This is a genomic window from Zavarzinia sp. (assembly GCF_049306435.1).
GTDB lineage: Bacteria > Pseudomonadota > Alphaproteobacteria > Zavarziniales > Zavarziniaceae > Zavarzinia.
This window is the reverse complement of the sequence record NZ_JBAQRT010000193.1, coordinates 1-22485: the sequence shown is the minus strand read 5'-3', so window position 1 is coordinate 22485 and position 22485 is coordinate 1. Positions and strand designations below refer to the sequence as shown.

The window sequence follows — 22485 nt, the reverse complement described above, 5'->3', positions numbered from 1 at the left end:
CAGTCTTAAGGAACGCCCATGCTGCTGAAACAGAAGATTCTCGACGCCATCGCGGGCGGCCGCGTCAGCCTGGTGTTCCGGCGCTGGCCCCGGGCCGTGCTGGCGGCGGGCGACCTGATGCCGTCGCCGCTCGGCCCCTTGCGGGTGGAGAGCGCCGAAATCGCCGACCCCGCCAGCCTGACCCTGGATGATGCACGGGAGGCCGGCTTCGCCGATGTCGGCGCCCTCATCGCCTCGCTGGGCGCCGAGAACGCGCCGATCTACCGGATCCGGCTGCGTCTCGCCGACGAGACGGACGGCGAAGGCCTTGGCCCCCATGCGTTGAAAGCCCTGCGCCGCCGGCTCGACCGCCACGACCGGGCCGATGGCGCGCCCTGGACGCGGGGGCTGCTGCGGGCGATCGCCGCCGCCCCCGGGACCCCGGCGGCGGAGCTTGCGGCGGGAAACGGCACCCCGCTTCCCGCTTTTCGACGAAACACCGCCCGCCTCGCCGAGCTGGGCCTCGTCGAGATTTCGGGCAAGGGCTACGGGCTGAGCCAGCGGGGCGAGGCCTTCCTGGCGTCGGAGGCGCAGGCCTGAGATTTCCGCTCCGCCGTCGATCGGACATAATCCACAGGCAAGAACGACACTCGCCAGCCCCCGACGCGATCAGGTAAACAAGCCGTCATGAAGTCCTCACCGAATGCGTTGACCGAATGCGGCGTCTGCGGCCGCAGCCTGCCGCGCCGCCGGATGCTCAGCTGCGCCATGATCCGCCCCCAACTGTCGGCGGAACTCGACAGGGAGCACCCGGACTGGCAGCGCACCGGCTGGGTCTGCCTCGACGATCTGGCCACCGCGCGGCGCCATCACATCGAGAGCCTGCTGGTCAGCGAACGGGGCGAATTGTCCACCCTCGACCGCAGCGTGCTCGACAGCATGACCAGCAATGAAACCCTGGTCCGCAACATCGAGGAAAGCCTCGGCGAGGCGCGCGGTTTCGGCGATCGGATCGCCGACAAGGTGGCGGAATTCGGCGGCAGCTGGGCCTTCATCATCAGTTTCTCGGCCGTGCTGGTGACCTGGATGGTGTTCAACATCCTGGCCGCCACCGTGTGGCAGTTCGACCCCTATCCCTTCATCCTGCTCAATCTCCTGCTCTCGTCGGTCGCCGCCTTTCAGGCGCCGATCATCATGATGAGCCAGCGCCGACAGGAGCAGAAGGACCGCGCCCGCTCGGAAAACGATTACCGCGTGAACCTGAAGGCCGAGCTGGAAATTCGTAACTTGCACGAGAAGATCGACCACCTGCTGATGCGCCAGTGGGAACGCCTGACCGAGATCCAGCAGATCCAGCTCGAGTTGATGGAAGACATCGCCAATGAACGTCGGCGCCAATAGGCCGGCCTCTTCCGCCGCCCCCCGCCGCTGGACCGGCTGGACCCGCTTCATCGGCCCCGTCGCCGCCGTCGCCGTGCTCGGCTTCGCCCTGTGGGTGCTGCACAGCATGGCGGCGGAAATCAGCATTCGCGATATCCACGCCGCCATTCAGTCGACCTCGACACGGGACATCCTTCTGTCGGTCGGCCTGACCGTGGTCAGCTTCATGGCGCTCGCCGCCTATGACATCCTCGCCGTGCGCAGCGCCATCGACGAGCCGGTATCGCTGCGCACCGCCGCTTTCGCCGGGGCTGCCGGTTATGCCGTCTCCAATGCCCTCGGCTTTCCGATCATGACCGGCGGCTCGGTGCGCTACCGGCTCTATGCCGCCTCGGGCCTCAACATGGCCGACATCAGCCGGGTGGTGACCATCGCCTGGGCCACCTTCTGGCTGGGGGCCGGTGTCGTCATCGGCCTGTTCCTGGCGATCGACCCGGCCGCCATCGCCGCCAATCTGTCGCTGGCGCCGGGGCTCGCCCGGCTGGTCGGGATCGCCGCCCTCGCCGCCATCGCCGCCTTCGTGGTCTGGGTCTCGACCGGCGCGCGTTCGCTGAACCTGTTCGGCTGGAACCTGTCGATGCCGGACCGGCGCACGGTGACGGCCCAGCTCGCCGTCGGCGCCATCGATCTCGCGGCGGCGGGGGCGGCGCTCTATGTCCTGCTGCCGGACACGGTGCGGCCGGAGTTGGGCACATTCGCCGTCGTCTATACCGCGGCACTGACCCTCGGCATCCTGTCCCATACCCCGGGCGGCATCGGCGTCTTCGAGGCGACGATGATTTCCGGCCTCGGCCTGTCCGGCACGCCGGAGGTCATCGGCTCCCTCATCCTCTACCGCGTGATCTATTACGTCCTGCCGCTGATCATCGCCGCCATCGCCCTCGCCGTGGCCGAGATCGCGCGGCGGCGCTGGCGCCTGAAGGCGGCGCGCGATGTCGTCCAGGGTTTCGTGCCACCGCTCGCCGGGGGGCTCGCCTTCCTCGGCGGCATCGTGCTCCTGATCTCGATCGCCCTGCCGCACCAGGGCGCGCGGCTCGAGTTCCTGTCGGATTTCGTGCCGCAACCCTTCGTCGAAGCCTCGCACATGGCGGCCAGCGTCGTCGGCGTTCTCCTCCTCGTCATCGCGCGGGGCCTGGTCGCGCGGCTGGCGCCGGCCTGGAACGCCGCCATGGCGCTGATGATCGCCGGGGCCGTGTTTTCCCTGTTCAAGGGCCTCGACTGGGAGGAAGCGACCATTCTCCTCGTCTTCGCCGCCGTGCTCGCGGTGTTTCACGACGCCTTCTATCGCGCGGGCCGGGTGGCCGACCTTCGCCCCGGCTTCCGCTGGCTGGGCCTGATGGCGTCCTTCATCGCCCTCGCGGTCTGGCTCGGCTTCTTCTTCTACCGCCATGTCGAATACAGCAACGATCTGTGGTGGGATTTCGCCTGGGAAGGCAATGCCTCGCGCTACCTGCGCGGCCTGTTCTTCGTCAGCGTGGTCGTGCTGCTGCTGGGGCTCGATGCCGTCATCAATCGCCCGCGCCGCGACCAGCCGGACCCCGGCGGCCCGGTTCCCGATGAAGTCCGCGCCCTCGTGGCGGCATCGCCCCATGCGTCGGCGGCGCTCGCCCTCCTCGGCGACAAGCGCTTCCTGTTCACCGAGGCGCGCAAGGCCTTCCTGATGTATGGCATCTCGGGCCGGAGCTGGATCGCCCTCGGCGATCCGGTGGGCGACGCCCGGGATTCCGCCGAACTGGTCTGGCGTTTCCGGGAGCTGGCGGACCGCAACGCCGGCCGTCTCGTGTTCTATTCCGTCAGCCCCGACAATCTGCCGCTCTATATCGATCTGGGCCTGTCGCTGCACAAGATCGGCGAGGTGGCGCGGGTGCCGCTGGCCGATTTCACGCTGGAGGGGCCGGCCCGCCAGGAACTCCGCTATATCGATCGCCGGGCGACCAAGGAAGGCCTCGAGTTCGAGGTCGTGCCGCGCGAGCGGGTGCGTCCGCTGATGGACGAACTGAAGCGGGTCTCGGACAACTGGCTGTCCAGCCGCAAGGCCCGGGAAAAGAGCTTTTCCCTCGGCGCCTTCGAGCCCGACTACATCGCCGAATTCGAAGTCGCCGTGATCCGCAAGGAGGGCCGCGTCGTCGCCTTCGCCAACCTCTGGCAATCGGGCGGGCAGGAGGAGATCGCCGTCGACCTGATGCGTTACGAACCCGGTGTCTCGAAGATCCTGATGGATGCGCTGTTCGTCCGCGTCATGCTGCATGGCAAGGCAAAAGGATACCGCTGGTTCAACCTGGGGGCCGCGCCGCTGGCCGGCCTCGCCACGCGGCCGCTGGCGCCGCTGTGGAACCGGGTCGGCTCGCTCATCTTCCGCCACGGCGAAAAATTCTATCCCTTCGAGGGATTGCGCGGTTTCAAGGAGAAGTTCCAGCCGGTCTGGCAGCCGCAGTATCTGGTGTGCCGGGGCGGCGCCTCGACCCTCGCCCAGGTTCTCGTCGATGTCGCGGCGCTGGTCGCCGGGGGCCGTCTGGAGATCATCCGCAAATAAAAGCCATCGCCCGTCAGGTCGCGCGGTCGCCTATCTTCGAGACGTGGGCAGGCTTACACGCCGTCGCGCAGGCGCTTGACGAAATCGCCAAGGCCGGTCTGGCGCCTGCGCCTCAGGCGCTCGGCATGGAGGATCGCCCGCACCTGTTCGAGCGTGTGATCCACATTCTCGTTGAGGACGACATAATCATATTCGGCCCAATGGCTGATCTCGTCGGACGCCTTGGCCATGCGGGCGGCGACGACATCTTCCGGGTCCTGGGCGCGCTGGCGCAGGCGGCGCTCCAACTCCCGGGTCGAGGGCGGCAGGATGAAGATCGAGACGAGATCGTCCCTGGCATGTTCCTCCAGCTGCTGGGTGCCCTGCCAGTCGATGTCGAACAGCACGTCGCGGCCGGCGGCCAGGGCGTCACTCACCGGGCCCTTGGGCGTGCCGTAGTGATTGCCGAAGACCTTGGCCCATTCGAGCAATTTCTTCTCGTCGGCCATGATATTGAACTCGGCCGGGCTGATGAACCAGTAGTCCTTGCCCTCGACCTCGCCCGGGCGGCGCGGCCTTGTCGTTACCGAGACGGACATTTCAAGGCGGGGCTCGCGTTCGAGCAGGCGGCGCGAAATCGTGGTCTTGCCCGCGCCCGAAGGCGACGACAGCACCAGCATCAGACCGCGACGATCGATCCCGTGGGAAGCCATGATGATGTCCTGATCACTCGACGTTCTGCACCTGCTCGCGCAGGCGGTCGACGCTGGTCTTGAGGTCGAGGCCGATGCGCGTCAACTCGACGTCGGTCGATTTGGAGCACAGCGTATTGGCCTCGCGGTTGAATTCCTGGGCGAGGAAGTCGAGCCGGCGGCCCACCCCGTCGCCCTGTTTCAGCAGCTTGCGCGCTTCCGAGACATGGGCGCGCAGGCGATCGATTTCCTCGCGGACATCGGCCTTCACCGCCAGCATGGCGACTTCCTGCGCCAGCCGCTCGGCCGAGACCTGGCCGGCCTTGTCCTTCAGGACATCGGCCAGCTGGGCCGAAAGCCGGTCGCGCAGGGCGGCGGGCTGGGTCGCGGCCTGGGCCTCGGCCGCGGCGGTCAGCCGCTCGATATCATCGAGATGGACCGCCAGCGCCGCTTCCAGATGGCGCCCCTCGGCCGCGCGGGCGGCGTGAAGCGCCTCCACGGCCTGCTCGAACAGGGCGAGGCAGGCGGCATCCTGCCCCTCTTCCTCCTCGGGGTCGCGGGCGCTTTCGGCCCTGGCGATGACGCCGGGCAGGCTCATCAGCGCCTCGATCCGGGGCGCCTCGAGGCCGTTGGCGACGGCGAGGTCGCGAGCGATGTCGAGATATTGGCGAAGGATTTCGCCGTCGATGCGCGGCGGGGCCACCGTCTCGCCGCCCAGCACATTCATCTGGATCTGCAGATTGCCGCGCTTCAGGCGCCTGGCCGCGACATCGCGCAACAGACGCTCCAGCCGCTCGAAACCGTTCGGCAGGCGCATGCGGATCTCGAGCCCGCGGCCGTTCACCGACTTCGCCTCGAAAATGCATTCGCCACTTCCCAGGGGGCCGCTGACGCGGGCGAAACCGGTCATGCTCTGCAGGCCCATGGGTCACTCCTTCGATCTTCGACTTGAAGTGCTGGGCTCTTACACTGCGGGCGACGGAAGGACAAGCGAACCATGACCCGATCTGCGACGACGACGCCCCGCGCCATCCTCATCACCGGCGCCAGCCGGGGCATCGGCGCCGCCCTCGCCCGTGCTTACGCGGGGCCAGGGGTCGTGCTCGCGCTCTGCGGGCGGGATGCCGCCGCGCTCGAGCATGTCGCGGGCGAGGTCGAGGCCCGGGGCGCCCGGGTGGTGACCGGCAGTTTCGACGTGACCGACGACGGCGCCCTCGCCGCCTTCTTCGAGCGGGCGGAGGCGATGGCCCCGCTCGATCTCGTGATCGTCAACGCCGGGATCGGCGATACCAACAAGGGCCTCGGCGACCTGCGGCGGGCGGCGCGCCGGATATTCGCGATCAACATCGACGCGGCGGTGGAGACCGCCCTTCTCGCCCTCGACCACATGCTGCCCAGACGGGCGGGGCAGATCGCCCTCGTCGCCTCGCTGGCCGGTTTCCAGGGCGGGCCGGGCGCCGCGCCCTATTGCGCCTCGAAGGCCGCCCTGCGGGTCTTCGGCGAGGGCTTGCGGGCCGAAGCGGCGCGGGAGGGGATCCGGGTCAATGTGATCTGCCCCGGCTTCGTCGAAACCGACCTGACCGCCAAGAACGACTTCCCCATGCCCTTCCTGTGGCGTGTGGACAGGGCCGCGGTGCATATCGCCCGCGGCCTTGCCCGGAATACCGCCCGCATCGCCTTCCCCTGGCCGCTGGTCGCCGGCCTGAAGCTGGTCAATCTTCTGCCGCAGGGGCTGGTGGCGGCGCTGATGGCGCGGCGGGGTTGAGCCGCCGCCGCGCCATGGCCCTCACATGAAGATGAAGTCGCTGGCGTGGACCGTGGCCCCGTTGGCGAATTCGATCACTTCGTTGACCGAGCCGTCGGCCGAGGTCACGCGCCAATGGGTAGCATCGACCTGGGCCACTTTCGCCCCGCCGGCGGCGCTGCCGTAGCCGGTGAAATAGAGCATGTCGCCCGTGTTCGCGCCGGCACCGTCGAAGTCGAGGATCTTGTCGCCAGCGGCTTCCCCGGCCTTGAAGTAGAAACTGTCCCGTCCGTCGCCGCCTTCCAGCGTATCGGCCCCGGCACCGCCATAGAGCTTGTCCTTGCCGAGCCCGCCCTTCAGCGTGTCGGCGCCGGCACCGCCCAACACATTGTCGCCCGCGGCCGAGCCGATGAAGACATCGTCGCCGGCCCCCAGATCGATCTGGCGCTGGTTGACGAAGGACTGCACGCCCCGGATATCGAAGCGGTCGGCGCCGCTGGTGCCGCTGAGGTAATAGCTCGAGAAATCGAGCCTTTCGACCGAGGCCCCGGCGCCGATGGTGAAGCTCGACAATTCGACCGAGGCGGCGAGACGGACCCGGTCGAGCCCGGCGCCGCCGTCGAAAATGTCGGCCCCGGCATTGGTCGAGATCAGGAAGGTATCGTTCCCCTCGCCGCCGGTCAGCGTATCATTGCCGATACCGCCGTTCAGCACGTCGTCACCCGCGCCACCGCTCAAGGAATCCGCCCCTTCGCCGCCGTTCACGTCGTCGTCGGCCAGGGAGCCGATGAAGATGTCGTCGCCATTGTCGAGATTGATCGTGCGCTGATTGTAGATGGTCGAGACGCCGCTGATGTCGATGCGGTCGGCGCCCGTGGTACCGTTCAGGTAATAGTTGCCCATATCGAGAATCTCGACCGAGGCCATGGTGCCGATGGTCAGGGACTGGGCATTGACGCTGCCTGCCAGCTTCACCCGGTCGAGGCCGTCGCCGCCGTTGAAGACATCGGCGCCCGGCGTCCCGTTGATCAGCAGGATATCGTCGCCCGCCTCGCCGAAGAGCTGGTCGTCGCCCGCGCCGCCGTTCAGCAGGTCGTTGCCGGCACCGCCACGGATCGTATCCGCGCCCGCGCCGCCGTTCACATCGTCGGCCGCCGCGGCACCAATGAAGCTGTCGTCGCCATTGTCGAGATCGATCATGCGCCGCCCGGCATAGGAGGAAATGCCGCTGAGGTTGATCGTGTCGGCCTGGCTGGTGCCGTTGAAGTAGTAGCCGTTGAAGTCGAAGACCTCGACCGAATGGGAGGCCAGGACGGTGAAATCGCTCGCCGTCACCGAAGCCGCCAGCTTCACCCGGTCGAACCCCGCGCCGCCGTTGAACGTATCCGCCCCCGGCACGCCGTTGATCAGCAGGATATCGTCGCCATCCTCGCCGTAGAGCTTGTCGTTGCCGAGACCGCCGTTCAGCACGTCGTTGCCCGCGCCGCCATAGAGCGTGTCGGTGCCGTCGCCACCATTCACGTCATCCGCCGTGAGGGAGCCGACGAAGACGTCATTGCCATTGTCGAGGTTGATCGTGCGCTGGTTGTAGATGGTCGAGATGCCGCTGATGTCGATGCGATCGGCGCCCGTGGTGCCGCTGAGGTAATAATTGTTGAAGTCGAGGATCTCGACCCCGGCCGTGGAGCCGATGGTCAGTTTCGTCACCGTCGCCGAGGCCGCCAGCTTCACCCGGTCGAGCCCGGCGCCGCCGCTGAAGCTGTCGTTGCCGGGACTGCCGCTGATCAGGAAGGTGTCGTCGCCGGCTTCGCCATAGAGCTTGTCGTCGCCTTCGCCGCCATTGATCACGTCATCGCCCGCGCCGCCCTTCAGGGTGTCGACGCCCGTGCCGCCAAAGACATCGTCATCGGTCTGCGAGCCGATGAAACTGTCGTTGCCATCGCCAAGGTCGATGGTGCGCTGATTGACGAAGGACTGGATGCCCCGGATGTCGAAGGCATCGGCGCCGCTGGTGCCGCTCAGGTAATAGCTGCTGAAATCGAGAATCTCGACCGAGGCGGCCGTGCCGATGGTGAGGCTGTTGGCGGTCACCGAGCCGGACAAGCGCACCCGGTCGAGGCCGGCGCCGCCATCGAAAACATCCGCCCCCGGAATGCCGCTGATCTCGAGGATATCGTCGCCCGCTTCGCCCAGAAGCTGGTCGTCGCCCTTGCCACCCGCCAGCACGTCGCCCCCCGCGCCGCCGCGGATGATGTCGTTGCCGTCGCCGCCGGTGACCTGATCGGCCACCGACGAGCCGATGAAACTGTCGTTGCCCGCGCCGAGATCGATCTGGCGCTGGTTGAGGAAGGCCTGGATGCCACGCAGGTCGAAGGCATCGGCGCCGCTGGAGCCGTAAAGCGAATAGCCGGCGAAATCCAGCACCTCGACCGAGTTTCCGGTGCCGAGCGTCAGGTTCTGCACATAGCTGGTGCTCGTCAGCTTCACCTGATCGGTGCCGGTGCCGCCATCGAACGTGTCATTGCCCGTGGTGCCCAGGATTTCGAACGTATCGTCGCCCGCGCCACCGCTCAGCACGTCGTCGCCGGCATCGCCGCTCAGGATATCGTCACCGTCGCCGCCCTGCAGGTTATCGGCGCCCGCGCCACCATAGGCGAGGTCCTCGACCGTGCTGCCGATGAAACTGTCGTCCCCCGCGCCGAGATCGAAGGCACGCTGGTTCAGCACGCCGGTGATGCCGGAGAGATCGAACAGATTGGCGGCCGAAGTGCCGCGCACCGTGTAATAATCGAAGTCCAGCACCTCGACCGAGGCGGCGGCATCGAGCTTGAGGCTGGCGAAGGCCGTGCCCGTGGCGAATCTCACGGTATCGACGCCGCTGCCGCCGTTGATATTCACGGTGCCCGAGAAGGATTTGACGGTGAAGACATCGTCGCCGCCGAGACCATTGTACTGATCGTAGGCGGTCGTCACGTTGATCTTGTCAATGCCGTTGGTGCCGCTATATGCAACCATCGTTTCTAGCCCCTTATCTGTCGGGCCGACGCATCGATGGTCTGGCCCGATTCCTGACGAGGGAGGACGCTAAGGGGAAACGGGGGCGCCCGACGGTGACCGCCGTCACAACCCCACGCAATCACGAACCGGCGGTTCCGCACACATGAAGTGTGCCGATGGGCTATTTCCGCGCCTGACTGTCCCGCCAGCGCTTCACGTTTCGATTGTGGTCATCGAGCGTCGAAGCGAAGGCATGGCCGCCCGTGCCGTCGGCGACGAAATAGAGATCGTCGGTCTTCTGCGGGTTGACCGCGGCGCGCAAGGAATCCCGTCCCGGGCTGGATATCGGGCCGGGGGGCAGGCCGGTGATCGTGTAGGTGTTGTATTCGGTCGGCGCCGTCAGGTCGCCGCGGGACAGCTCCCGGCCGAGGCGGCCGCTGCCCCGGGTGATGCCATAGATCACCGTGGGGTCGGACTGCAGCCTCATGCCCCGCCGCAGGCGGTTGACGAAAACCCCGGCGATATGGCGCCGCTCGCGGTCGAGGGCGGTTTCCTTCTCGATGATCGAGGCCAGCACCAGGGCCTGTTCGGGGGTCGAGAAGGGCAGATCGTCGCCGCGCGCGGCCCAGGCGGCCGCCAGTTCCTCGGTCATCGCCTGGCGCATCCGGTCGATCATGGCCGAGCGATTCTCGCCCCTGGTGAAATTATAGGTCTCGGGCAGCAGGCTGCCTTCGGGCGGGGCCGGCGGCAGACTGCCGGTCAGGGCGGCGGTATCGCCGACCAATGTCATGATCTCGGCCACCGCCATGCCCTCGGGCACGGTCAGGCGGTGCACGACCACCTTGCCGTCGCGCAGCAGGCGGGCGATGGCGAGGGCGCTGGCGCCGGGCGGGATTTCATATTCGCCGGCCTGCAGCGGCCGCTCGTCGCCGGGGGCGACGCTGGCCGCCATCATCCAGTAGCGCGAGCGCAGGACACCCGCCGTCTCGAGGATCGCGCCGATCCCCTCGACGCCGGTGCCGCGTTCGATGATCACCGTCACCGGCTCCATCGAGGGGCCGGCGCGCTGCATCTCGTAATAGACGTAGAGGACGGCCGCCCCCGCGAGGAGGGCGAGCCCGAAGAGGCCCGACAAGAGGGCGCGCAGCATGGAGGTGCGCGCCCGCCGGTCAGTCGACCCTGGTCAGGACCAGAGACGCATTGGTGCCGCCGAAGCCGAAGGAATTCGACAGGGCGGCCCGGATTTCCCGTTTCCTCGGCGTATGCGGCACCAGATCGATGCCCTCCACCGTGTCGGCCGGATTATCCAGGTTGAGGGTCGCCGGCGCGATCTGGTCGCGCAGGGCCAGCAGGCAGAAGATCGCCTCGACCGAGCCGGCCGCGCCGAGCAGGTGACCGATCGACGACTTGGTCGACGACATGGAGACCGCGCCCGCGGCGTTGCCGAACAGACGCTTGACCGCGCCGAACTCGATGACGTCGGCCATGGTGGACGTGCCATGGGCGTTGACGTAATCGATGTCGGAGGGCTGGAGACCCGCCCGCTTCAGAGCCGCCTGCATCGACCGGAAGCCGCCATCGCCGTCCTCGGAAGGCGCGGTGATGTGATAGGCGTCGCCCGACAGGCCATAGCCCTTGATTTCGCCATAGATCCTGGCGCCGCGGGCCTTGGCGTGCTCGTATTCCTCGAGGACGACGATGCCGGCGCCCTCGCCCATGACGAAACCGTCACGGTCCCGATCCCAAGGCCGCGAAGCCTTGACCGGATCGTCGTTGAAATCCGAGGACAGGGCGCGCGCGGCGGCGAAGCCGGCGATGCCGAGACGGCAGAGGGCCCCTTCGGTCCCGCCCGCGATCATGACATCCGCGTCTTCGAGCGCGATCAGGCGGGCGGCATCGCCGATCGCGTGCGCGCCGGTCGAACAGGCGGTGACGACCGCATGGTTCGGCCCCTTGAAGCCATATTTGATCGAGACATGGCCGGAAGCCAGGTTGATCAGCCGCCCCGGAATGAAGAACGGGCTGATGCGCCGGGGCCCCTTCTCCTGCAGCAGGAGAGCCGCCTCGGCGATGCCGTTCAGGCCGCCGATGCCGGAGCCGATGAGCACGCCCGTGCGCAGCGCCTCTTCCGCCGAGGGCGATTCCCAACCGGCGTCCCGCACGGCCTGGGTCGCCGCGGCGACGGCGTAAATGATGAAGTCATCGACCTTGCGCTGTTCCTTCGGCTCCATCCACTCGTCGGGATTGAAGGTGCCGTCGGTCCCGTCGCCCCGCGGCACATTGGCCGCGTATTTGGTCGACAGGTCGGAAACATCGAAGGTGGTGATGGGCCGGATGCCCGACTGGCCGGCGAGAAGACGGGTCCACGTCTCCTCGACCCCGCTTGACAGCGGGGTAACCAGGCCGAGTCCGGTGACGACGACGCGCCTCATGGGAGGTCTGCGCGCGACTGTGCGGGATACGTCGCCTGAATCAGGCGACGTTTTCCTGGATGAAGGAGATCGCGTCCTTGACCGTCTGGATCTTCTCAGCGGCCGAATCCGGGATCTCGACGCCGAATTCTTCTTCGAACGCCATGACCAGTTCAACCTGATCGAGCGAGTCCGCGCCCAGATCGTCGATGAAGCTGGCGGTCTCGACCACCTTGTCCTCGTCGACGCCGAGGTGTTCGACAACGATCTTCTTTACGCGCTCGGCAATATCGCTCATTCCATTTCCCCTGCTCTAAACACGGCGCCTTGACGCCAGTCTGTTGATGCCCCGAAGCAGCTGGCTTCCCGATGCCGCCAAACCGTGGCGGTCCCGGCGACCAGGCCGCGACCGGCGCGTATCCTTCCGGCAACCGACGGCTGGCTTCGTAACATAATCGCACGACCTTTGCCAGCGCCGCCACCGGGCGGAATTCCGCGCCTTTTCGGGTCAGATCATGGCCATGCCGCCATTCACGTGAATGGTCTGACCGGTGATATACCCGGCTTCGCCCGAAGCGAGGAAGGCGACGGCCGCCGCCACGTCCTCGGGCTTGCCGAATCGATTGGCTGGAATCTTGGCCAGCGTCGCTTCCTTGATCTTGTCGTTCAGCACGTCGGTCATCGCCGTGGCGATGAAACCGGGCGCCACGCAGTTCACCGTGACGTTGCGCGTCGCGATTTCCTGCGCCAGCGACTTGCTCATCCCGACGAGGCCCGCCTTGGAGGCAGCATAATTCGCCTGGCCGGCGTTGCCCATGGCGCCGACGACCGAGGTGACGGAAATGATGCGGCCGTAGCGGCGGCGCATCATCCCCTTGGAAATGGCGCGGGTGAGGCGGAAGGTGCCGGTCAGATTGACCGCGATCACCTCGTCCCACATCTCGTCCGACAGGCGCATGAACAGCATGTCGCGGGTCAACCCCGCGTTGTTCACCAGGATATCGACCTGGCCGAGGGCGCTTTCGGCCTTTTCGGCCAGGGCCTCGATCTGGGCCGCGTCGCCGAGTTCGCCCGGCAGCACCTGCACCCGCTCGCCGCCGAGTTCGGCCGCCAGCGATTCGAGGGCTTCGACCTTGCGGCCCGAAAGGCCGACCGTGGCCCCCGCGCCATGGAGGGCGCGGGCGATGGCCGCGCCGATGCCGCCCGAGGCGCCGGTGACGAGGGCTGCCTTGCCGGAAAGATCGAACATGACTTGATCCTTCAAAGGGTCTTGAGGAAGGCTTCGATTTCCGCCGGCGTGCCGACGGTGGCGCCCGACAGATCCTTGTCGATGCGCTTGACGAGACCGGTCAGTACCTTGCCGGCGCCCACTTCGTAAAGGGTCTGCGCGCCTTCGGCCTTCAGGCGCAGGACGGATTCGCGCCAGCGCACCGCCCCCGTGACCTGGCGGATCAGCAATTCCTTGATCTCTTCCGGGTCGCTGACAGGGGCCGCCGTCACATTGGCGATGATCGGCACCGAAGGCGGCAGGATCGTGATCCGGTCGAGGGCGTCGCGCATCACGTCGGCGGCGGGCTGCATCAGGTCGCAATGGAAGGGCGCGCTGACCGACAGCGGCATCACCCGCTTGGCGCCGCGCGTGAGGGCCAGGGCCCCGGCCCGCTCCAGCGCGGCCTTGTGGCCGGAAATGACCACCTGCGCGCCGCCGTTGTCATTGGCGGCGGCGACGAATTCCCGCGCGGTCGACACTTCGGCGGCGACGGCCTGGGCCGCCTCGAACTCGATGCCCAGCAACACGGCCATGCCGCCGACGCCGACCGGCACCGCTTCCTGCATGGCCCGGCCACGGATGCGCAGCGCCCGCGCCGTGTCGGCGATCGACAGGGCGCCCGCCGCGCAGAGCGCCGAATATTCGCCGAGGCTGTGACCGCAGGCGAAATCGACGATATCGGAGAATGTCTTGCCGGATTCCGCTTCGATCACCCGCCAGACCGCGAGGCTGACAGCCATCAGCGCCGGCTGGGTGTTCTCGGTCAGGTTCAGCTCCTCGGCGGGGCCGGAAAAGCACAGGGCCGACAGCTTCTGGCCGAGGGTGTCGTCGATTTCCTCGAAGACCTCACGGGCGACCGGAAAGGCATCGTGAATTTCCCGTCCCATGCCGACCGATTGCGATCCCTGGCCGGGAAAGGTGAAGGCGCGATGCATATTGTTTGAACCTGTTTCCAGTGACCCGCTGCGCCGGGTGTTTGCCCGTGCTGGCGGCCCCTGTCAAGGAAGTGTACCGCCAAGGCCGGACTATCGCCCCCGGAAGCGCGCGACAGGACACCGCGCGGGTCCATTCCGGCCCCCGCAATTCTTCGCCACGCCCCTTGCGTCTATCGTTTGACTTCCCCGGGCGGCTTGGCTACACAGGCCGCTCCAGTGCGGAGTCGTGGCCGAGCGGCTGAAGGCGGCGGTTTGCTAAACCGTTATAGGGGCTTAAACCCCTATCGAGGGTTCGAATCCCTCCGACTCCGCCAACCCCACGCAAGGGGTCATTGTCGCGAGGGTGTAGCGCGCCGAGCATTTTGAGCACAGGCGCCGAGCATTTTGAGCACATGAACTGCCGGCTTTAGTCGGCGCCGCCTTCGTCTTGCCGCTTGAGATTTGTTCGCCAGATGGCGTCCATTTCCCGCCGCCGGTCGCGAGCCAAGCGGTCGAGAAATTCGTCATCGGTCGACCGCCCCTTAATCTGGTCGCAGCGGTAGCACGATAAAGCGATATTGGAGGCCTGATTGCCGCCCCCTCGGGACCTGGGAATACGGTGTTCGCGCACCGCCAGAGCGTCAAGACCGCCCTCGCCTGCCGTAAGATAGGTCAGGCGGTCGCAGTACGAACAGCGACCGCCAGCCTCCCGGTGAAGATCAGCGATGTTTTTCAAGATACAGCAGCGCGGCCTCCCGGAGGGCAGCGTGGTTAATGCTACCGTCGCGGGGATCGACGAAGGCGCGAAGCACCGCCGTCGATCCCTCGGAGGCGTCAACGGCTTCCGGAATGGGCTCGCCGCTGATCCACATGTCATAGACGTCGCCGCTGACCTCGAGAAGGCTCCTCGCCCTCCCATTTTCGCCCCGCACAGCGTAGCCGTAATAGGCGGCGGCGAGGATACCGCGAGCAGTGTCAAAGGGACCGTCGCCCCGCCCTTCGGGGAGGCCGAGGTCGGCAAGATACTTGCTGATGGTTTTGTCGACGGTCGTCCAAGCCCCGTCCTGCCTCTTGACGCAGAGCTTGCCATTAAGGGTCGAGCGGTTGGGGTGATTTACCATGATCATCTCCGCCCCAGAGATCCCGCGAGGCGCCGGGGCCGGATCAGCCGGCAGATTTATTCCGGCAGCGTCACGATGCCGCCTACCATTTTCAATGGCAAGCTAGAGCAGGCTCATCAGCTTCCGAATGGACGCTTCGTGAGCACAAGGCCGCCCGGCCTCCCATCCCTGCAGCGTGCGGACAGAGCAGGCCAGCTCGGATGCCGCCCGACTCTGGCTCCAGCCCATCTGGCTCCGCCACATCCGGAGGGATTCGGCGAAGGTTTTGTCGCCGATCATTTCAGCCGCGAGCGATCAAGCAGGCGGTCGATCACGGCCTCTCGCGCCGCCGCGAACGACCGCGCCCACGTTTGCCAGCCGCTATAGTCGGCGACCCGCCATTTCATGCCCGCCGGGATCGTGCCGGTGCACGAGCGGGCGGCAAGGATTTCGATACCGCGCGGCGCCGTATAGAGGCCGTCCACCCTCTGCCCCCGGGTGAGGCGGGTAGCCCCTATCGCCGCGATCTTCCTCTCGCGGTCGTAAGCAATGCATCGCTGATTGAACTCGACCTCGTCGTTGGGGCTCATTGCTGATCTCCTTGCTTGATGACCCCATCATATACGCAATTTGCGTATTGTCAACGGCGAATATTCACGATGTCAAGGAACCCCCGGCCGTCAGGCCGGGGTCGAGATCAGAAGTTCCGTCGTGGGCTGGCAACCGCCGCCAGCCACATGATACGTGGTCGCAATCTCCTCGATCTGGGCCCAGCGGAATACATCTCTGACCCCGGGCCTGTCGTTGAGTGACATGATGAAGCGGCCGCTGATATTGCGAAGGCAGTTAGAGAGCCTCTCGAAATCGCCTCGAGCGAATCCCGGCCCGTATGCCTTCTCGATGCCCCAATAGGGCGGATCGAGGTAGAAAAGCGTCTCGGCCGTATCATAGCGGCCGATGAACGCCTCGAAATCCAACCTCTCGATAACAACACGCTGAAGGCGGCGAGACACTGTAATGAGGTGTCGCCTCATCTCCGTGATCGAGCGCGCGCGAACGGCACGCGGTCCCGGGCTGAACGAATTGGAGGTTGGCTTTGCCCCATAACGATATCCTTGGAGGCTGATGAAACGGGCTGCCCTCTCTATGTCAGTCAGTGTGTTGGGGTCGACCTTAAGCAACCTCTCGAATTCGGCGCGGGCGGCAATGCCAAAGCGCAGCTCCGCGACGAGCGCGGCCGGGTGGCGCTGGGCCACACGAAATGTGGTCACGATATCACCCGAGATATCATTTACCGCTTCGATCTTCGCTGGCCGCTGGCGGCGAAGAATGACACCGCCCCCTCCCACGAACGGCTCCGCATAGCAGGCGTGAGGGACGGCCTCGATCCGGTCGATCAGGCGGGTGGCGAGCGCGGACTTCCCGCCGAAATAGGGGACGATGCCCCTGAGCTTAGCCATGGTCTTGATCCGGCGCTCCCGGGCGCTCGGGTGATGGGCTCTCGGCCCTGAAGCGATTGATCGTGCCGCAGCGGCGGCACTTGATCTCGATCCCGTCCAGGCGGGCGGTCGCCGCCGCCCGGAACAACAGAACATTACAGGAACATCTAATGGTGCGCACGAGCGAATCACCGCATTATGGCCCCGCCTGTTCGAGCAGGTGGCGGGACGGCCAAGCCTTGGCCGGGTGAAGTCGTGCGGGGTACTAGCCCGCGGTTCGGGGCGCGCCAACGCCCCGTCCCCCGCCGGCCAGAGGCCAGCGGCAAGAGTGCTGATGGAAGTGCCGGCGATCACGCCGGCCAGCCCGTGGTGAGGTCGAGAAGGTCCAGGGCAGTATGCGTCTCCGCCGCCTCGATCGCCGCCTTGTGAGCCCAGGCGGCGTCGTAGAGGCCGGCGATGCGCAGGATGACCGCTTGCGAGAGGGCGATCATCTGTGCCGGGGTCAGGGGCCGGGTGATATCGTCGGCGCCCCGGAACGGGATCAGGACGCCGCCGACCTCGGCCGCGATCGCGATCTGGGCGAAACTCGTCAGGCCCAGAATGTTGCGAAAATCGGTCTCGTTGCGGGTGTCGACCAGAAATGCGGTGCCGCCGCCCAGGTCGACCAGGCACCCTTGTGCCTCGGCCCCGGCCCGCAGGGCGTCCACCTGCGCCCGCAGGATGCGCCTGCGGCCCTCGATCGAGGGCGGCTCGACCAGGCCGCCGGCCGGCAGCGGCTCGACATCCGCGCCCGTCACCTCATGGGGCGCCAGCGCGGCGGGGAGCCGGTCGACGAGGATCGCCGCGGTGACGCCGGGGGCGATCTCGCCGGCATCACCTTCGACGGCCGTGTCTGGCCGCCGCGCCCAGCGGGTCACCGGCATCACGATCTCCGCCCGGCCCTCAAGGGCCTGTGCCATCTCGATCTCATCCACGAACGTCAGCACGACATGCCTCATCATCGCCTCCTCACGCTGCCATGGCCTGGATCTCGGCGTCGCTCGGCCGGCTGTTGAAAAACAGCAGGCGCCGGAGATAGCCGTCCAGATAGGTCTGCGCGCCGCTGGTCTCGCTGACGCCCAGGGTGATCTGGTTGACGCCCGCCGGCATGTCGGCGGCCATATCCGTCTGCACGGCGGCGGCGCTGAACGCAGCGACGATGCTGTCCTTTTGGACGCCCGCCGAAGCCTTGCCCAAGGTGCCGGTGCCCAGCGCCGCCCCCGTCAGGGTCGCCTGGGTCGCGGCGGCCGCGCGCACCACCACCCGGGGAAGTCCGCCGATATCGGTCATCAACCTGATGTAATTGCTGCTGCTGCCGTCCGAGAGGGTCGCCACGAAGTAACTCTGGGTGACACCCGCCTGTGACGGGTAGGCGTGGTCTGCGACCCATTCCGCGACGAGGCCGCAGGCATCGGCGTTGTAGGCCAGCGAGGCGAAGGGATATGTCGCGATGTCCGGTGCCCGAGAAACCGTGCCGAGGACAGTCGGAATGTATGAGCTGGGATAGGCGCCGATCTCGCACTGCATGTTGACGGCATAGAGGCCGGAGGCGCCGTCGCCGGCATAAGCCGAGGCCGACAGGTCATCGAGCATTTCCACCTCGGCGTTGCCCGAGGCCGTCGCTGTCGCCGTGGTGACCACCCAGGCCCGATACCAGCCATTGCCCATCGGCCAGCAGTCTCCGCGCACGGCGCCGGCCCCGGTGGCGATCACCGCGCCAGTGGAGAGGTCCACGTCGACGAAGGCGCTGGCGCTGAACTGACCGGAAGGCAGGCGCACCCGCGCGCGCTTGCGCTCGCTGCGTTTCAGCATCGAGCTCCAGCAATAGTCTTGGCCGGCGGTATAGGCGATGGACTGGGCGACATAGTGCCTGACGCTCGACGCCGCCTCGACGATCTTGTCGGCGATCACGACGCCCTGTGGGGCGCTCGCGGCATTGGCCGTGATGCTGCAGGCCGACTTGGTCCAGGCGGCGTTGTCCAGCTCCTGGGATCGCAGGGCGAGGTTGGTGCGGGCACCCTCGATCAGCAGGCCTCGGCGCTCGCGCGTCAGCGGGTTATAGCCGATGCGGGGCTCGTTGACCTGGGCGGTCTTGAGGACACCATCCCGGTCGATATAGGTGCCGGTGGAGGCCCGGGCGAAGTTAAGGCGCGGGTCGATCAGCGCCGAATGAACGAACTCAAGGTGCAGGGCGGGAGGCATGGACATGGTCAGATCACCTCGAAGTTGGTCGGGCTGGAACAGACCAGCGTGACGGCGGTATCGGCCGCGACGGTCAAATCGGCGGCCACCCGGTTGATGGTGTCGCCGCCGGATCGCGCGATGGTCAGGGCCGTGGCCCCCGCCCGCTTGACGGTGACCCGCCAGGGATCGCGCAGCGCGGCGGCGGGGGGCAGCGTGACGGTGATGCTGCCGGCGGTGACGATGATGGTCTTGAGGCAGTCGGCGGGCGACATCACAAGGCTCGTCGCGATCTCGATCACCGGGCCGAGGCGCAGGGTCTCGGCCGCCAGATAGGCCGCGCTGCCAAGCTGATGATGACGGACCAGATCCAGCGCGCCCCAGCCGAGACCAGTGGCGGAGCCCGCCAGGGCGGTCAGGACCGCGCTCAAGGGCTGCTTGCCGGCGAGGGCCGCAGCCCGCGTCAGGTCGAGCCAGGACGCCGCGCCGGGCGCGGCCGACAGGCAGATCCACGGGGTGGCGGGACCTGTCGACGTGTCCAGCCAGAGCGAGCCGAGCCAGGCGCCAATGCTCTGATCATCGGCGGCGGCGGGCGGCCGCCCCTCCGTGAAATGCATGACCTGGCCCGCCGGGATCCGCATCAGATGCTCCGCCAGCCCGCCGCCGCGCGGAATATGCGCCTGGAGGTCCCCGCCGCGAGGGCGAGAGGCCCGGCGCCGCCGTCGATCGTGTCGCCCGCGACAACCGAGACATTGGCGGACGTGACCCCGTGGATGTTCTTGACCTCGCACCACCAGCCCGTCCGGCAGGCGGCAAAGGCCGGAAGCGTGATCGCGTCCGCGTTGCTGAAGACGATGGCGCCGGTCTGGTGGGGCGACAGCACCAGCGCACCCGCCGTCTCGATCGGCACCACCAGCACTGGCGCCTGATCGACGAAGGCACAGGCGCCGAGCAGGGCGATGCGGGGCACCCCGGTCGGGCTGGTGTTGATGCCGAAGGTCTGGCCCGCCAGGGCAAGGATGGAGGTCAGATCGGCGGCGGTCTGGGCGGCGCTCGCGCCGGCTTCGAGCGCGATGCGGGCCAGGCCCTGGCCGACCAGGGCGATATCCTCCAGCGACGGCTCGAAGTTCGTCTGGTGGCCGCCGGCCGCCAGGCCGCCGGGGTTGGTCGAGGGGGCGTAGGCCGCCCCGTTGTAATAGGCGGAGAGGCGCTGCCGCGCCGCCTCTTCGAGGGCGGTCAAGCCGCTCATGCCAGCACCTCTTGCAGTTCGAGTGAAATCGACCAGAAACGCCGGTCGAGACGTCGCGGCTCACCGCCGCCCGTGATGCGGGCGGGCCAGGCTTCGCGGAAGAGGTTCCCGGTATCCTCGATATCGGGGACGAACAGCACGGGGTCGATCGTGTCGCGGTTGACCACCATGTCGTAAAGCCGCATCGCCTCGTCCTTCGAAAGCATCGACCAGGTCATGGCCTGGCTGCGGGCGATGCGCCGCCGATCGACAATGATGCCGCCGCCGGGGGTCTCGTCGATGATCGAGCGGGAGCGCCGGCCGAGCGAGCGGCCGAGGTCGAAATTATACTCGGCGACGATCGGGTCACCCATCATCAGGTAACCGATATCGACCTGCCCGGCGGCGTTGGCGGTGTCGTTCAGGTCTATCCGCCAGTAGCGGGCGACGGTGCCGCCGGTCAGCGGCAGGACCAGATGACGACTGTAACCGGCAATGTCCTTGACACGCGGCTGACCCGTCCAGAAGTTGGGCTCCTCCCACGGGAGAGAGAGGCTGGAGACGATGCGGCCCAGGACCAATTGGGAGGCGACCGACAGCACGTCGCCGGTGTGACCCGAGGTGGTCGATGCGCGATAAGCCACAGTCGCCTGCAGCGACAGGGTGTGATGGCAGAGGGCGATCCACCTGATCGCCTTGAGGGCGCCGAAATCCACCTCGATCCGCGTATTGGCGGGGTTGGCGATCACCGTGCAGCGGGCCGGCCGGGCGATCATGCGGGGATCGAGGAGGTTGGCCAGCGGCAGCGCCCAGGTGCCGCCGGACAGGACGGTGCCGGCATCGAGAACGAGGTTATCATGAAGGATCGCGCCGCGCGCCATGTCAGCCCCACAGTCTCAGCGTGACGAGGTGACGGGCGGGTGCCATGACGCGCTTACCGATCACGCGGTACAGTCCGGAAATCCCCTGCGGTGGGTAATCGAGCTGGACGCAGTCCTCGCCCAGCCGAAGAGCAAGGGCGGCGGCATCGAGCTCGATCACCACGCGCCAGCTCTCCCGGATCTGCCCGAACAGGATGCCCAGATTATCCGCCAGGGCCTGGGCATCGGCCTCGGCCACCAGCGGCGTATCGATCGTCAGCTCGCGGGCGGTCGGCCAGGCGGCGGCCACGGCTGGCGAGGTCCAGACGGCCGTGCGCCATTCTTCCGCCAGCTCCCGGGCGCGGGCCGTGCCGATGATCGAGCCGGCGAGATCCGCCGCCCGCATCACCGTGTAATTTCGGGCGTATCGGACGGTGATTTTCTTCGCCGGCACCAGGGCCTCGCTGTCGTCGACCTCGATCGAGCGGACGCTGTATTGGTCGATGGCGAGGGCCGCCGGCCCGGCCGGCGCCGCCAGGCGGCCGACCTGCCAGACACCGAGGGGATCGGGCAGCACGTAACCCGCGAAGCCCCGGGCGAGCTGGCCGATGGCCTCGGCATAGGTCGCCGGGCTGTCCAGCCACAGGCCGCAGGCGGCGGGCGCGGCGAGCGTGCCGAAGCTGGCGCCGATCTCGCCGCCGGCATAGCCCCGGCGCTCCAGCAGGCGTTTGATCAGGGCGGGGGCCTCCGCGGTATAGCCGCCCGCACCGATCGTGCCGCGCAGGCCGGCGGTCACGGTGCCACCCAGCGTGCCGCCCAGCTTCAGGAGGCCGCGCGCCCGGTCCCGGACATAATGCGTCACGGCTGGCGCCGCCGCGTCGAAGGCCGCGCCGGTCAGGTCGGCGGCGCGGACCATGTTGGCGTCCGCGCCCCGATCGCGCAGAGTCTCGGTGTCATAATCGCCGCCGTCATTGAGCTGCAGGGTCAGGGTCGAGCCGTTGACCCAGGGCGGCGAGATATTGGCCCGGGTCAGGTCGCCCAGGGCGAGCGGCACCGGCTTGCCCTTGAGATCATCGGCCTCGCCCTCGTAGCCGGTGGCGCCGACATTGGTGCCGAGATAAAGCCGCGCCTGCACGTCCTGTTCGAGATCCGCGCGCTTGTCGTGGATCGACAGGCGGAGGCGCGAGGGACCATCCGTGTTGACCTCCCACACCGGGCGCTCGACCCGGCCCTTGAGGATGCAGGTCCAGGCGGCGAAGGCGTCGGGCGTGCCGTCCTGGGCGGCCCGGCCGAGGTAGATGGCGATATCCTGCCAGCGCCAGGCGCGATAGCCGGACAGCCCGCCGTCTGCGTTGGAAATCACGAGGTCCCCGGCCCCCAGCGCCCCTTCGAGGCGCGAGAGGTCGGCATAAAGGTCGAGGCTGACATCGCCGCCCTCGATCATGCGGGCGTCGCAGATCGCGTTGGGCCGGTCGGCATCGGCGGCCCCGAAAGGCCGGATCGGCGTGTCCGTCCAGCGGAAGGTCTGGATCGTGACGCCATCGGTGGCGGTTACCTCGGCGAGGACGACGCGGGTGGCGCTCATGCGGCACCTCGCCGGGCGGCCAGGCGCGTGACCTGGGTGTTGCTGACCGCGACCTCGCGGGCGAGGCTGTGGACCTCCTGCCGCAGGGCGGCGG

At 67.4% G+C, this 22485-nt stretch carries 24 protein-coding genes and 1 tRNA gene; 5 read left to right on the top strand and 20 right to left on the bottom strand.

Going from position 1 to position 22485, the window contains the following annotated elements; genetic code table 11:
- Nucleotides 1-18: 18 nt before the first annotated feature.
- The 3 genes from WAZ62_RS10740 (at nt 19) to mprF (ending at nt 3952) form a co-directional block, all read left to right on the top strand.
- Complete coding sequence (locus WAZ62_RS10740) at nt 19-579, top strand: hypothetical protein (protein ID WP_422643521.1); 561 nt, start codon at nt 19-21, stop codon at nt 577-579.
- A gap of 87 nt (nt 580-666) precedes the next feature.
- Entirely contained in the window at nt 667-1380 is a 714-nt protein-coding gene (locus tag WAZ62_RS10735) for a DUF1003 domain-containing protein (RefSeq protein WP_422643520.1), read from the top strand.
- Nucleotides 1361-3952, top strand: a complete 2592-nt coding sequence (gene mprF, locus WAZ62_RS10730; protein WP_422643519.1) for a bifunctional lysylphosphatidylglycerol flippase/synthetase MprF — start codon at nt 1361-1363, stop codon at nt 3950-3952. The genes WAZ62_RS10735 and mprF overlap by 20 nt, the downstream gene beginning before the upstream one ends.
- A gap of 53 nt (nt 3953-4005) precedes the next feature.
- Here the strand turns inward: mprF and gmk are convergent, their stop codons facing one another.
- On the bottom strand, nt 4006-4644 hold the full coding sequence (gmk, locus tag WAZ62_RS10725) for a guanylate kinase (protein WP_422643518.1): 639 nt from the start codon (nt 4642-4644) through the stop codon (nt 4006-4008).
- A gap of 13 nt (nt 4645-4657) precedes the next feature.
- The gene (locus WAZ62_RS10720; RefSeq protein WP_422643517.1) at nt 4658-5548 is read right to left on the bottom strand and encodes a YicC/YloC family endoribonuclease; all 891 of its coding nucleotides are present in this window, start codon (nt 5546-5548) and stop codon (nt 4658-4660) included.
- 72 nt (nt 5549-5620) lie between these two features.
- Here WAZ62_RS10720 and WAZ62_RS10715 point away from each other — a divergent pair, with 72 nt between their 5' ends.
- Nucleotides 5621-6388: an SDR family NAD(P)-dependent oxidoreductase gene (locus tag WAZ62_RS10715; RefSeq protein WP_422643516.1), complete on the top strand. Its 768-nt coding sequence runs from the start codon at nt 5621-5623 to the stop codon at nt 6386-6388.
- A 21-nt stretch (nt 6389-6409) separates the two neighbouring features.
- On the opposite strand, the gene WAZ62_RS10710 is transcribed toward WAZ62_RS10715, so the two are convergent.
- From WAZ62_RS10710 to fabD, 6 genes are all read right to left on the bottom strand, one after another.
- A complete protein-coding gene (locus WAZ62_RS10710; protein WP_422643515.1) occupies nt 6410-9382 on the bottom strand; it encodes a hypothetical protein in 2973 nt (990 codons plus the stop codon).
- A 163-nt stretch (nt 9383-9545) separates the two neighbouring features.
- Entirely contained in the window at nt 9546-10514 is a 969-nt protein-coding gene (gene mltG, locus WAZ62_RS10705) for an endolytic transglycosylase MltG (protein WP_422643514.1), read from the bottom strand.
- Between the two features lie 19 nt (nt 10515-10533).
- Nucleotides 10534-11796, bottom strand: a complete 1263-nt coding sequence (gene fabF, locus WAZ62_RS10700) for a beta-ketoacyl-ACP synthase II (protein ID WP_422643513.1) — start codon at nt 11794-11796, stop codon at nt 10534-10536.
- Between the two features lie 40 nt (nt 11797-11836).
- Complete coding sequence (locus tag WAZ62_RS10695; RefSeq protein ID WP_109905704.1) at nt 11837-12073, bottom strand: acyl carrier protein; 237 nt, start codon at nt 12071-12073, stop codon at nt 11837-11839.
- 210 nt (nt 12074-12283) lie between these two features.
- Nucleotides 12284-13024 (bottom strand): 3-oxoacyl-[acyl-carrier-protein] reductase, encoded by a 741-nt coding sequence (gene fabG, locus WAZ62_RS10690; RefSeq protein ID WP_422643512.1) that lies wholly within the window; start codon nt 13022-13024, stop codon nt 12284-12286.
- Nucleotides 13025-13035: 11 nt separating this feature from the next.
- Nucleotides 13036-13980, bottom strand: a complete 945-nt coding sequence (fabD, locus tag WAZ62_RS10685) for an ACP S-malonyltransferase (RefSeq protein ID WP_422643511.1) — start codon at nt 13978-13980, stop codon at nt 13036-13038.
- A 220-nt stretch (nt 13981-14200) separates the two neighbouring features.
- On the opposite strand from fabD, the gene WAZ62_RS10680 reads away from it, so the two are divergent.
- Nucleotides 14201-14294: transfer RNA gene (locus WAZ62_RS10680), tRNA-Ser, on the top strand.
- A 92-nt stretch (nt 14295-14386) separates the two neighbouring features.
- On the opposite strand, the gene WAZ62_RS10675 is transcribed toward WAZ62_RS10680, so the two are convergent.
- The 12 genes from WAZ62_RS10675 to WAZ62_RS10620 form a co-directional block, all read right to left on the bottom strand.
- On the bottom strand, nt 14387-14695 hold the full coding sequence (locus tag WAZ62_RS10675) for an HNH endonuclease (protein WP_422643510.1): 309 nt from the start codon (nt 14693-14695) through the stop codon (nt 14387-14389).
- Nucleotides 14679-15080 (bottom strand): hypothetical protein, encoded by a 402-nt coding sequence (locus WAZ62_RS10670; RefSeq protein WP_422643509.1) that lies wholly within the window; start codon nt 15078-15080, stop codon nt 14679-14681. Before WAZ62_RS10670 ends, WAZ62_RS10675 begins: the two co-directional genes overlap by 17 nt.
- A gap of 102 nt (nt 15081-15182) precedes the next feature.
- Nucleotides 15183-15359 carry a helix-turn-helix domain-containing protein gene (locus WAZ62_RS10665; RefSeq protein WP_422643508.1) on the bottom strand — a complete coding sequence of 59 codons (177 nt, stop codon included), beginning with the start codon at nt 15357-15359 and terminating at the stop codon, nt 15183-15185.
- Nucleotides 15356-15649, bottom strand: coding sequence for a hypothetical protein (locus WAZ62_RS10660; RefSeq protein ID WP_422643507.1), 294 nt, complete (start codon nt 15647-15649; stop codon nt 15356-15358). The genes WAZ62_RS10665 and WAZ62_RS10660 overlap by 4 nt, the downstream gene beginning before the upstream one ends.
- A gap of 90 nt (nt 15650-15739) precedes the next feature.
- Nucleotides 15740-16519 (bottom strand): DNA adenine methylase, encoded by a 780-nt coding sequence (locus tag WAZ62_RS10655; RefSeq protein ID WP_422643506.1) that lies wholly within the window; start codon nt 16517-16519, stop codon nt 15740-15742.
- Nucleotides 16512-16679: a Com family DNA-binding transcriptional regulator gene (locus WAZ62_RS10650; protein ID WP_422643505.1), complete on the bottom strand. Its 168-nt coding sequence runs from the start codon at nt 16677-16679 to the stop codon at nt 16512-16514. Before WAZ62_RS10650 ends, WAZ62_RS10655 begins: the two co-directional genes overlap by 8 nt.
- Before the next feature lie 169 nt (nt 16680-16848).
- On the bottom strand, nt 16849-17457 hold the full coding sequence (locus WAZ62_RS10645; RefSeq protein WP_422643504.1) for a hypothetical protein: 609 nt from the start codon (nt 17455-17457) through the stop codon (nt 16849-16851).
- A gap of 49 nt (nt 17458-17506) precedes the next feature.
- Nucleotides 17507-18745, bottom strand: a complete 1239-nt coding sequence (locus WAZ62_RS10640) for a phage head spike fiber domain-containing protein (protein WP_422643503.1) — start codon at nt 18743-18745, stop codon at nt 17507-17509.
- 2 nt (nt 18746-18747) lie between these two features.
- Nucleotides 18748-19359, bottom strand: a complete 612-nt coding sequence (locus WAZ62_RS10635) for a hypothetical protein (protein WP_422643502.1) — start codon at nt 19357-19359, stop codon at nt 18748-18750.
- Complete coding sequence (locus tag WAZ62_RS10630; protein WP_422643501.1) at nt 19359-19967, bottom strand: hypothetical protein; 609 nt, start codon at nt 19965-19967, stop codon at nt 19359-19361. Before WAZ62_RS10630 ends, WAZ62_RS10635 begins: the two co-directional genes overlap by 1 nt.
- Nucleotides 19964-20827: a hypothetical protein gene (locus WAZ62_RS10625; protein ID WP_422643500.1), complete on the bottom strand. Its 864-nt coding sequence runs from the start codon at nt 20825-20827 to the stop codon at nt 19964-19966. The genes WAZ62_RS10630 and WAZ62_RS10625 overlap by 4 nt, the downstream gene beginning before the upstream one ends.
- Nucleotide 20828: 1 nt before the next feature.
- Complete coding sequence (locus WAZ62_RS10620; protein WP_422643499.1) at nt 20829-22391, bottom strand: hypothetical protein; 1563 nt, start codon at nt 22389-22391, stop codon at nt 20829-20831.
- Nucleotides 22392-22485 lie beyond the last annotated feature (94 nt).